12 protein-coding genes are annotated in these 11,395 nt (G+C 46.4%); 4 read left to right on the plus strand and 8 right to left on the minus strand.

Annotation, left to right across the window (positions count from 1 at the left end):
• Positions 1-221: 221 nt before the first annotated feature.
• A complete protein-coding gene (locus QUB26_RS30115; RefSeq protein ID WP_333245744.1) occupies positions 222-1,442 on the minus strand; it encodes an LL-diaminopimelate aminotransferase in 1,221 nt (406 codons plus the stop codon).
• Between the two features lie 192 nt (positions 1,443-1,634).
• Complete coding sequence (locus QUB26_RS30120; RefSeq protein WP_190663385.1) at positions 1,635-1,961, minus strand: thioredoxin domain-containing protein; 327 nt, start codon at positions 1,959-1,961, stop codon at positions 1,635-1,637.
• Positions 1,962-2,105: 144 nt separating this feature from the next.
• Here QUB26_RS30120 and QUB26_RS30125 point away from each other — a divergent pair, with 144 nt between their 5' ends.
• Positions 2,106-2,858, plus strand: a complete 753-nt coding sequence (locus QUB26_RS30125; protein WP_333245747.1) for a biotin/lipoate A/B protein ligase family protein — start codon at positions 2,106-2,108, stop codon at positions 2,856-2,858.
• Positions 2,859-2,880: 22 nt separating this feature from the next.
• Here the strand turns inward: QUB26_RS30125 and QUB26_RS30130 are convergent, their stop codons facing one another.
• From QUB26_RS30130 to psaK, 5 genes are all read right to left on the minus strand, one after another.
• Positions 2,881-3,018: a hypothetical protein gene (locus QUB26_RS30130; RefSeq protein ID WP_333302868.1), complete on the minus strand. Its 138-nt coding sequence runs from the start codon at positions 3,016-3,018 to the stop codon at positions 2,881-2,883.
• A 107-nt stretch (positions 3,019-3,125) separates the two neighbouring features.
• On the minus strand, positions 3,126-3,911 hold the full coding sequence (locus QUB26_RS30135) for a DUF928 domain-containing protein (RefSeq protein ID WP_333245750.1): 786 nt from the start codon (positions 3,909-3,911) through the stop codon (positions 3,126-3,128).
• Positions 3,912-3,949: 38 nt separating this feature from the next.
• A complete protein-coding gene (locus QUB26_RS30140) occupies positions 3,950-5,899 on the minus strand; it encodes an adenylate/guanylate cyclase domain-containing protein (protein ID WP_333320990.1) in 1,950 nt (649 codons plus the stop codon).
• An 81-nt stretch (positions 5,900-5,980) separates the two neighbouring features.
• Positions 5,981-7,177, minus strand: a complete 1,197-nt coding sequence (locus tag QUB26_RS30145) for a site-2 protease family protein (protein ID WP_333320992.1) — start codon at positions 7,175-7,177, stop codon at positions 5,981-5,983.
• A gap of 184 nt (positions 7,178-7,361) precedes the next feature.
• Positions 7,362-7,646: a photosystem I reaction center subunit PsaK gene (gene psaK / locus QUB26_RS30150; protein ID WP_333070476.1), complete on the minus strand. Its 285-nt coding sequence runs from the start codon at positions 7,644-7,646 to the stop codon at positions 7,362-7,364.
• 133 nt (positions 7,647-7,779) lie between these two features.
• Between psaK and QUB26_RS30155 the strand changes: the two genes are divergently transcribed.
• Positions 7,780-8,427: a phosphoribosylanthranilate isomerase gene (locus QUB26_RS30155; RefSeq protein WP_333320994.1), complete on the plus strand. Its 648-nt coding sequence runs from the start codon at positions 7,780-7,782 to the stop codon at positions 8,425-8,427.
• Positions 8,428-8,560: 133 nt separating this feature from the next.
• Here the strand turns inward: QUB26_RS30155 and QUB26_RS30160 are convergent, their stop codons facing one another.
• Positions 8,561-8,875, minus strand: coding sequence for an acylphosphatase (locus tag QUB26_RS30160; protein ID WP_333245760.1), 315 nt, complete (start codon positions 8,873-8,875; stop codon positions 8,561-8,563).
• A gap of 59 nt (positions 8,876-8,934) precedes the next feature.
• Here QUB26_RS30160 and QUB26_RS30165 point away from each other — a divergent pair, with 59 nt between their 5' ends.
• The gene (locus tag QUB26_RS30165) at positions 8,935-9,486 is read left to right on the plus strand and encodes a CPBP family glutamic-type intramembrane protease (RefSeq protein WP_333245763.1); all 552 of its coding nucleotides are present in this window, start codon (positions 8,935-8,937) and stop codon (positions 9,484-9,486) included.
• Positions 9,487-9,531: 45 nt separating this feature from the next.
• Complete coding sequence (locus QUB26_RS30170; protein WP_333320996.1) at positions 9,532-10,866, plus strand: HEAT repeat domain-containing protein; 1,335 nt, start codon at positions 9,532-9,534, stop codon at positions 10,864-10,866.
• The last annotated feature ends 529 nt before the right edge of the window (positions 10,867-11,395 follow it).

Consider the following 11,395-nt stretch of genomic DNA (forward strand, 5'->3'; position numbering starts at 1 on the left):
CCGTCCTTTTTGGACGGGCGGGACGCCCATCCCACAATAACAATTAAAATTGTAAGTTATTTAATTCGCGATCCTAATGAGTTTTTCAGTCCTCTTTGATAGGACTTTAGCTATAAGCCCCGTGGAATTCATTCCCTGGCGAAGAGTGCCGAGTGAGCGGGAGGACTGGCGGACTAAAAGCTTAAGTTGACACGCCTACGGCGCTCGCCGTAGGCGTGTAATCAATTGAGAAACTCAGCAATTTTTTTAACTGCTGCTTCCAAAATTGCTGGCGACTCGACTAAGGCAAATCGCACGTAGCCTTCTCCTGATTTCCCGAAACCGGCACCGGGGGAAGCTGCGACTCCTGTAGTCTGTACTAGCTGAGTGCAAAATTTCACAGAATCTTCAGTCCAAGGTTCCGGCAGTTTCGCCCAGACGTACATGGTGGCGGGGGGTACGGGTACTTGCCAGCCGATCGCCTGTAGCGCGTTTACAAAGGCATCCCGCCGTTTTCTGAAGGTTTCTACGCTGGTTCTGACGGTATCTTGAGGGCCGGTTAAAGCGGAGATCGCTCCGTTCAAAATCCCTCGATATTGGTTGAAGTCCACTGCGGCTTTTACCTGTCGCAGCGCTGCAATTAGTTCGGAATTGCCGATCGCATATCCGACTCGAAAACCTCCCATACTGTAGGATTTGGATAGTGTAAAAAACTCGATCGCCACACTCTTATCTCGATCCGCCTGAAAGATTGACGGTGCCATCAATTTGCGGTTTTCCTCGATCCCAGAGGGCGGGCACGGGGGCACCGCCCCTACGGAATCGTCAAACACCAAATCCACATAAGGGAAATCGTGAACTAAAACAAGTTGATGTTCTCGACAAAAAGCCACGGCTTTCTCAAAAAAAGCAACCGGGGCGATCGCAGTTGTAGGATTGTGAGGATAGCTCAAAACCATCATCTTCGACTCAGCCAGCACTGCTGTCGGAATATCTTCAAATATCGGCAAAAACGCATTTTCTGCTAATATCGGCATCGGATAAATTTGACCACATGCCAAATGCACACCGCCCGCGTGGGAAGGATAGCCCGGATCGAGCAGCAAAGCAAAATCTCCAGGGTTGAGTACAGCTAAAGGCATATGCGCTGTGCCTTCTTGGGAACCAATTAACGGCAGCACTTCTGTTTCTGGATTGACTGCAATCCCAAATTTTTGCTCGTACCAAATAGCTGCTGCTTCCCGAAAATCTCTTGTGCCGTTAAATAGCAAATAGCCGTGGGTGCTGGTGTCGGACAGAGAATGTGCGATCGCATCTGTAATGTGAGCAGCCGCCGGCAAATCCGAAGAACCCAGAGACAAGTCAATCACATTTTGTCCCGCTGCTCTAGCTTGAGTTTTTGCCCGATCCATATCGGCAAATACATTAAATTGCAGTGGTTCTAAACGTTTTGCAAATTGCATATTTTCTATATTTTTGGGGAATTTTAAGGAATATTTTTATATTAGCTAAATTATTTTTTACTAACCGCAGAGAGCGCAGAGGGCGCAGAGTCAGAGAGGAATATCGAGGATGAAAGAGAGATGTTAAAAAAATATTGGGGATTGCTATAGTTGTAATTTGGGAGTTGGCAACTCCCGAATCATTTCCAAACTTTATAAGTGAGCGTCGAGCAAACCGATCAAAGTTTGTTTAGTAATGGCTCCCTCGTGAGAAAGCACTACTTCGGCATTTTTAAACAGCCTGAGAGCTGGGACTCCTTCTACTTTATACTGCTTGACAGTATTAGGATTGGGGTCAATTTCCATTTTAACCACTTTCAGCCGATCGCTGTAGTTGGCCGCCACCCAGTCTACCGAAGGCGCGATCAGTTTGCAAGGCCCGCACCAAGTAGCCCAAAAATAGGCAAGCACTGGTTGCTCTGCTTTCAGGACTTCTGTTTCAAATTTTTCGTCGTTAATGACAATTACACTGTTGCTCATGGTTCTGCGATTATTTTTTCTATTTATTTCTAAAGCACCGGCTGGCGTGAAACTTGCACCAACTTAGAAGACAGGCCCAAAAAACTGTTACTAATTTTAAAACATTCTGCGAATTATTGAGTAGAAACTAAGGACTCGCGACTGATGGCTCATTCTGTATGGCGTTTAATTCCACTGTTGTCGGCGTCTGGTAGCGTGCAGATGGCGATCGACCAATGGCTACTGGAACAGCATCTAGCGGGCAAACATCCGCCAACTCTGCGGTTTTACACTTGGCAACCGGCGGCGATTTCCTTGGGCTACCACCAGCGCCGATGGCCGGAGTTTTGGCAGCAGTTGTCTTGGCAGGGAATGCCTGTGGAGTTGGTGAGGAGGCCCAGTGGCGGGCGCGCCGTGCTGCACCAAGGGGATTTAACTTATGCAGTTGTGGCGTCGGGATTTGGAAGCAGCCGTATGAAAGCTTATCAGACTATTTGCGAGTTTTTGATTGAGGGTTGGAGGGCGATGGGTTTGGATTTGCAATACGGGGAAGCGGGAAGGGGTTATATTCACAATCCGAATTGTTTTGGTACTGCGACGGGTGCGGATTTAGTTACACTTGATGGCCACAAGTTAATTGGTAGCGCTCAATTGCGACGGGGTGATGCTATTTTGCAGCACGGTTCGATGCGTTTGCAGCCGGATGTTAAATTATTTTCTCAAGTGTTTGGGGAGGATTTAATTCCTGTGCAATTACCTCTATCTCAAGGGGGAGATGATTTGATTGCCACTGTCATTGATGTTTTGAGTGCGGCGGCTTGTCGCTGTTTTGAAATTGATTTGGAGGTGCAGCCACTTTCGGATCGGGAATGGCAGGATATTTTGGAATTAACAAGTAATAAGCTGTTTCACATTTAACCTGCATATTTGGGGGCGGGGTTTACTGCCACCTTTGGGCAACAGCCAAGATGGCCGTTCCACAAGAGCTTTCTGGGATAACTATTGTGGGTATACCGCCTTTTGGGAACAGCCAAGATGGCCGTTCCACAAGAAAAATTATTTGTTGTAGAATAGCCATCTTGGCTGTTACTGATACAAGTTAAAAACTTGTACAGTTATTTTTATTAAAAGTTTTCCGGGCCGTTGATCCGACGCCAAAAAAGTTAAATTTAAATGCAGTAGAGCTTATGGCTGTGGCGGAATTTGAACGATCGGCTCTTTGGCAATTTCGCCCAATTTCACAGAATCCAGCAAGCTTTCCCAATCAGCCTTGAACGTTGTATCATTAGGCTGATCGCGGCGAGCGGCAGCTAGGGTGCTGAGGGCATCTTGCCAAATCCCATTTTCAGCATAAATAACGGTTTTCTGGCGCGGATCTGCCTGATCTAATTGACGGCGGATATCTTCACTGAGTTCAACTCGCCGTACCGTACCGATTTCTATCTGATCTGCCGATCGGTCTAGAGAGTCGCAAATCACTGTAAAATTCCAAGTGTAACTTTTGCCTACTTCCAAGGGCGGCACATTTTGGTTAGCGGGGATACTAACGCCGATCACCCCTGATAAATTGCTAATTGTGAGATCCTGTTTATAAATCTGCTTCCCGCTTTCATCTTTTAGGATAAATTCGGCTGATTCCGCCTCTGTTTTAGGCAAGTAGAAAAAGAACGTTGGATAGTCGAAAACAGTCCGTCCGATCTTATTTTTAGGCACTAAGGCTGTGAGACCTAGCTGACTAATGCTCGCGCAGCCACCGCGCACAGGCCGTCTCGGTTGAGTGGGGGGCCAATTATCTATATCTTCAGTAGGCGGAATGAAGCGCGGCCCTCCCGGTATAGGGTTGGGTGGGCGGTCAGGTGTGTTTATGCTGGGCTGTCCCACAACTGCCAATTGAGAAATGTTAAGTGTGGCTATCAATACTATTGAGCCAACTGATATCAGATTGATGAGAAACTTAGTAATTGTTTTCACATTAACTCCATGAATTTGTAGGGAGAGATTCTCTCTTTTTATTTCTTTTTCCTTCCCAAAACCCGGTAGACATTAACTTTTTGTTCCCTACCTCTTAAAGGCAAAGCTCCCCAAGATTCTACCTCAAATTTGTCGGCCAAATGCAGAAAGGTTTCTTCTGCAATCAATATCCGGCAAGTGTCCTCGTGCCGCTCCTTTTCGCAGCTTTCTAGGCGAGAGGCAATATTTACGCTGTCGCCGATCACTCCATATTCTAAACGGGTTGTGCCTCCCAGACTACCCACCATAACAGGCCCTGTAAAGATGCCTACTCGCATTTTTACGGCCGGTAAACCGCGATCGAGCCAATTTTGATTCATTTCTGGCAAGCGCGAACTTATAGCTAAAGCGGAAGATACGGCAAGGCGAGCATCTTCTGCAATTTCTTCTGCTGTGGTGCGGGGAATGGGTACGCCAAATACTGCCAGCATTCCATCTCCGGTAAATTTATTAATCACGCCTTGATGTGCTTGGACTTCTTGGGCCATTGCTGATAAATACTCATTTAACCAACTCATTACCACTTCTGGCGCGAGTTTTTCGGAGATTGTACTAAAACCCTGCACGTCGGTGAGGATAATAGTAGCAGTAACTTTTTGACCGGGCAATAACCCTGATTCGAGCAGATGGACGCGCTCTTTCCACAAGGCATTTGCGATCGCGGGTGAAGTTTGTTGTCCTAATAATTTCATCACAATCCCTTGCTGTTGTCTCGACTGCTCGTATTTATAGGTAACTGCGACTCCTGCGGTGATTAAAAGGGCAAGGGCTGGAGCAATTAGAGGTATCCACCCCTGTTGTAGGAAGAGGAAAAAGGTGAATCCGAATAATGAGCCGCAAGCTGCGATCGCACTTCCCATCAAATTCAGCGATTTTTCTAGCCGCCAAGCTAAACAGCCACCCACTGCACTCCAAACCACAATCCAGAGGATTTCTTGCCATTCATCCCAATACCAAAATAGCCCTTGGCCGTCTAAAACTGCACTGAGAATTTGGCTGGTGGCCGTTGCGTGAATTAATACCCCAGGCGTCGGGATATTACCGTTTTTAGTAGCGCTGTAAGGGGTAGAAAAAATATCTTTTACTGTTGGGGCTGTCACCCCGATTAAGACTATTTTATCTTTTACCAAGTTGGGGTCTACTTTGCCCTCCAAAACTTGAGTTATGGTCACGGTTTCTGCTATCTTTTTAGGAGAGCGGTAAGTGAGCAATATTTGATAGCCTTGGGCAGGAATGTTTTGATAACCTCCTGAGTTCGATCGCAACTTTGAAAATACTGTTTTATCTACTAAAAATTCATTGTTTTCTGTAGCTTTAGATTCTATATTTTTGCTATCAAAATATGCAAAAGCTAGCCTGGAGGGAAATGAATAAAACGTGTTTTTACCATCGCCAATAGACATCACATTACGACGCACTATACCATCTGGATCGAGATACAAATCGTTAAATCCTACCCGCTTGTCTGGTATGTTGGGAGGTGGCTGGACTCGATCGTACTTTAAGGAGCCGATGAAGGTAATGGGAAATACTTTGGGGTTTTTCAGTTGAGTTGCTAATTCTGCACTCCCCGGTTCGTAGGGAATATCACGAATTATATCGAGACCAATAGCTGTGGGTTCCAAACGCGCTATTTCGCCGATCGCTTTTGCTAAAACGCGATCGGAAATTGGCCATCTGTTTAAAGCACTAATGTCCCGATCGGTGATTTCAACTATCAGCAACCTGGGGTCAGGGCCAGGATCGGGTCGCAACTGCACCATGAGGTCGTAAGCATTTAATTCTAGTGGCTGCAACCCGCCTAAATGCCTTACGCCCAATAGAGTTCCGGTCACGACAATCCAGATAATAGCAACAGGTTGCAAGTCAGCGTTGGGGAATAAATGAGTTAAATTTTTCCCAAGTCCCTCCGCAAATTTATGATAAATTCTCTTAAAGAATTGGGGCATAAAATTTAGTGTTTCAACCCTGAGTCACAAAGTATGCTACATCTTAACTGATCGCTGATGCCCCTTACCGATACCCAATTTTTAGTTTTCTTGTGCGGTTTTGGCGATCGCACTTAACTGCAATCCCTGCGGATAGCTGTTTTCTTCTTTGCTGCGCTTGATGTCGGCGATTGAAATCTGGGGTTTGAGGTATTTTGCTAAAACTTTAACCACGTCGCCCCGATCGATCGTCCCCGCTACTGAACCAATCGGCGAGAGGACGATGATTCGGGGGAGTTGACGGGCTTCCATGCTGTTAATTACTTCTGCCAGGGATGCTTTTTCCGAGACTGTGGGGGTTTTTCCCAGGGGTTTCAAAATGTTGTGCAAAGTCTGAATTTGCCACTGACTGCGTTCTGTGAGGCGGATATCGTCGATCGACACTAAGCCCAAATCCCGGCCGTTGGTCGCAGCAATGTAAAATGGAAACGGATTGACTTCTAACAAATATCGATCGGCAAATTCTCGCAGAGTCAAATCTGCATCTACAACTCGAAACTCGCGACTCATCGCATCGCTGGCTTTAATTTTGAGCAGGGCTTCTTGCAGTGAAGTCAAGCGGCTATAAGCAGTGGCATTGCGAATGCCAAACCCGCCGATCAGCGCAATCCACAAGCCGCCGTACTCGCGCGTTAACAAGCATAAACTCAGACCCAAAGCAACAGCCAGCCAACCTAAAACTTGTCCTGTTTTTGCTGCCCAGCGAACGCCGGCAAATCGAGAGCCAGTGATTTTCCAAATTGCTGCTTTTAAAACTTGCCCTCCATCCAAAGGCAGACCGGGCATTAAGTTAAATAATCCCAAAACTAGATTGATGAGTGCTACCCTTTCGGTGACAATTGCTAGCAAACTTTTCGGGGGAAGAACTTGAGAACCCAAACCGAGGATTAAAAACAGTGCAAAGCTGACTAGAGGGCCGGCAATGGCTACTTGAAAAGCTTGACCGGGAGTTTTTGATTCCGAGTCGATCGAAGCTACTCCACCAAATAAGAATAAGGTAATAGAATTAACTTTAATGCCTTGCGATATCGCCGCCAAGCTGTGTCCGAGTTCGTGCAAGAGCACGGAAGCAAACAGTAGCAGAGCTATTGCTAACCCCGCACTCCAGGAGAGCGCAGGCCCCCACAGGCGGTAACTGCTGGCGTATTCGCGGGTTGCTAAGGCTAAAATTATAAACCACGAATAATCTATAACTAGGGGGATGCCAAATAAAGAGCCGATTCGCCAACCTGTCTGCATGAATTTTCCTGGGAAAGGAGAGCAAGAAAGAGTTTCTATTATAGCAATCCTAAATGAGTCGTAAACTTTTTACCCCACCCCAACCCTCCCCTTGGTAAGGGGAGGGAGTAAGAAATTCCCAAATGATTTAGGATTGCTGCTATATATCTTTTCTCACCCCTTGCCTTTGCCTTTCCCCTGATTTTTACAGAACTCCGGCGTTACCCAAGCCCAAGATTACTCCGGCTCCGAGCAAGTGGCCGAAGCTGGCTGTTGCCAGCAATTCTGGTACGCCGAAGCCTTTGAACATTCCAGGGAGTGCAACGGGTAAAGCTGGGCCCTTGCCTCGGTTTTGCTTGGAGATGCCGTAGTAGCCGATCGTGATCGCCAGCAAATTGCATAAAATCATTGTCAGTCCTACCAGTGGCGACCACTCCGGTGTTGAGGGAGCGGTAGATTGTACTGCCAACAGCAAAGATGAGTTAATCATGTTCTTATCTCCTGATTTCACAGATATATTGAGTTCCAAGATTATAAAAAGCGTTTTGCATTAAACTAAGATTTGTTTTAATAGTTAACAATTCGTTTATATTTTGATACAAATTCGGAAGGGAGGAGTCGGAGTGCGGGTTAAAATTTGCGGAATCACTAAATTAGACCAAGGAATTGCGATCGCCCGCTTGGGAGCCCAGGCCTTGGGGTTTATCTGTGTGCCGGCTTCCCCCCGCTATGTCAGCCCAGAAACAATTCGCCTGATTGTCGAGCAATTGCCGGAAAATGTCGATCGCATCGGCGTTTTTGCCAACACCACAATAGAAAATATCTGTCAAGTAGCGGCAGAGTCAAATTTAAGCGGGGTGCAGTTGCATGGAGATGAAACAGCGGAATATTGCGATCGACTGCGGGAGTTTTTGCCGGGAATTGAAATTATCAAAGCCCTGAGAGTTAAGACTCCTGAAACTTTAGCCACCGCTGCTGTTTATGCTGTTCGTGTCGATACTTTACTGCTGGATGCTTACCATCCAGGGCAATTGGGCGGTACTGGTAAAACGATCGACTGGATGATGTTATCAGAGTTTAGACCGCAGTGTCCTTGGCTGCTGGCGGGCGGTTTAACACCCGATAATATTTTAAATGCAATTGATAGGGCGATCGGCAATAACTTCAGCGGTGTTGACCTTTCTAGCGGCGTAGAAATAGCGCCGGGAGATAAAGATTTGACCAAAGTTACTCAGTTGTTTGCTAATTTAAGTCAACTTGCTCATCATTGATAAGGTGGCAATACCAAATTCACGCTTTTTATCCGATTCATTCTTTAGTCAGCGTGAGCGAAGTCTGCCGTAGGTTAGGCAGACCTCGTTTATACAGTAGCGGTTTCAACCGCATATTATTCCCTTTATTGTTTTATCGCCGGATCTCAAAAGTACGCGCGGCGGAGCTATCTTGAAGGGAATCGCCCTCCGGGTCTTCGTATTCCAAAACCAACTCACTAACCGTAGCACCGGTGGGGCCGCGGCGGCACCAACTAATCATTCCTTCCACAGCTTTTTTAGATCCTTCAAAGACAGCCTCCACCCGCCCGTCGGGGAGATTTCTTACCCAGCCGCCCAGGCCGAAATACTTTGCTTGATTCCTCGTTGAATATCGGTATCCTACTCCTTGAACTAATCCCGAAACAAAAACGCGGACTCTGACGGGGGGCAATGATTCGTTTTGCATAATAAACGGCTCAACTTACTGCTAACATCTGTTTGAAAATTTTAAGGATCAGTTTGATTATGTTAAATTTTAGTGCGATGGCGCTGCCGGGATTCCTGATACGCCGCATCACCCTAGCTTTTTCAACTATTCCCGATTTCACCGATTGGCTGGTTGCAGCTATGCTGGCGCTGGTTTACACTTCGATCGCTCTTTCCATTGGTTTTTGGTCAGGATTTCTAAAAGTAGACGTGCAAACCTCTCGGCGTACAATTGTGGGAGTGCTCGTTGGCTGTTTGTTAAGTCCGGGCATCACCGAGGAGTTATTGTTCCGGGTGTTAATGCTGCCGCACCCGTTTGAGAAGGCTTCTGGGTTAATGCTGTGGTTTTGGGGATGTGCGAGTTTGGCGGTTTTTGTAGTTTACCACCCGCTGAACGCGCTGACTTTTTATCCGGTTGGTCGATCGACCTTTATGAATCCAGTATTTTTGCTACTGGCGGCAATTTTGGGAGTTGCGTGCTCCCTCGCATACCTGCAAAGCGGTTCTATCTGGCCTGCGGTGGCGCTTCACTGGCTCGCAGTGACAGCCTGGCTGTTGCTACTGGGCGGTTACAGGAGGCTATATGGTTAAATGTAAAAAGTCCAGCATCACTATTTTGTCGGGAGGATCTCAGTTGTGGGTATCATCGGAGCGATCGTAGGTTTTTTGGCAGGGGTAGCAGTTGCTTATTGGTTAGTGGAAAAGCGCTTAAAGAAGCAAAAGCAAGAATACTTGCAGCAAACTCGCAGAATTACTGAGGAAATAGAATTAGCTCAGATGTCGCGGGTGCAACAAGCTGTAGAATCTCAGAAAGGAGAACGGGAAAATCAGCTTAGAAAAGCTACTATCGAACACGAAAATTTACTCAGACAAGTTACTACCCAATACGAAAACCAGCTCAAACAAGTTGCGGCTCAATATGAAAATCAGCTCCAACAAGTTTTGGCAGAACGCGACAGTCAGCTCCAACAAGTTCAGGCAGAACGCGACAGTCAGCTCCAACAAGTTGTCAGCGCACACGAGCCTGAGCTGCGGCGACAAATCAGCGAGGAATTAGAAGCCGCTAACAATGCTAGGATGCAGCAAAATATCCAATCTTTGCAAGCCGAACACGAACATCACTTACTCAGAGTTGCTGACGAATTGCATCTAAATTATCAAGCTCAGATGGAGCAACATTTGCAAAACTTGCAAAATGAACACGAAATTCGCTTGAGGCAAACTGCCGAGGAATATGAGAACCGCGAGGTTGAGCTGCAGTTAAATATGGAGGCTTTGCAAGAGCAATACGAGAGTCAGTTGCAAGCGGCTCACGAGCAGTTGAGAGCTCACGAAGCTCAGATGCAAGCTACTATCAGGTCTTTGCAAGAGCAGTACGAAAGTAATGTACAACAACAAGAAGTCCCGGAGCAGCAGTTCAGTCAGTTAAATTCAACAGAATTTGCCGAAGGTTTATCACAAGAAGAAGTTTGGCAGGAACTGTCAAGTGAGTTAAATCAAACAGAAGTTGAAGAAGAGTTAAATTACACAGATTTTTCGGAACCACAACCAATTGATTTACATCAACCAGCAGTAGAACAACAGTTTCCAATTACCAGACAAGCACCAAGCTATTCCCTACCGCAGTTGATGGGATGTGTTCAAAGTGAGGACAAAGAAACCCGCAAGTTTGCAGCGTCGGCTTTAGGTAAAATGGCTGCTGCTAATGCTCTGAGATCCGAAGGTCAGCGAGCAATAGAAACCTTGGGAAAATTAGCTCAAGATATTCACCCGGAGGTGCGCGAAGCTGCTGTGGAAGCACTAGCAATGATTAAGTCTGAAAAAGTGATTCCGCTGCTACAAAAAGCTTTGCGAGATATAGATAGCGGTGTGGCTAAATCGGCAAGTGCTGCGCTCAATAAGTTTAAGTTTTATCCGCGCACTCCGGCGGCTAAGCCGAAAACTGTTGATGTAAAGAAACCAAAGCGTTAAGCATTTACGAGGATAAATATAGCAATTGTAAATTGCCTACAACGCAGTAGGGAGACAACATTGTTGTGTCCTTACCGAGGTGCTATATTTCACTCCATTTCGATTACTACCACAAACTGTGGAGGTTGGGTTGAGAAAAGAAATCAAACTCAATTATTCGATCGACAACTCGCCCAATTTTTAGCAGACATAGCAGACACCCCGCTGTTTAAAACCGTAGGCTGAAACCTTTTTTAGCAACTGGCGATTGAAATCGCTTCTTGTATCTTCACGCATCCTGTAGGGGCGGGTTTTACCAATCATCTATGCCAGAAACCAACAATATAATAAACCCGCCCCCACTTGGGCGGCAAATCCGAATCTACATTTTTTGGATTCGCTCGAATATCAGGTTAATCTGGGTTATCGGTGGTGTGGGGGCGGGTTTACAAGATTGTTTGCGGTTATCAAATATTGTTGGTAAAACCCGCCCCTTGTATCTTAAAAGAGTGCGTCAGTCGATCGCCACGTCATTGATTCGATCATACCG

This window comes from Microcoleus sp. B4-C1, assembly GCF_036705285.1.
Classification (GTDB): Bacteria; Cyanobacteriota; Cyanobacteriia; order Cyanobacteriales; family Microcoleaceae; genus Microcoleus.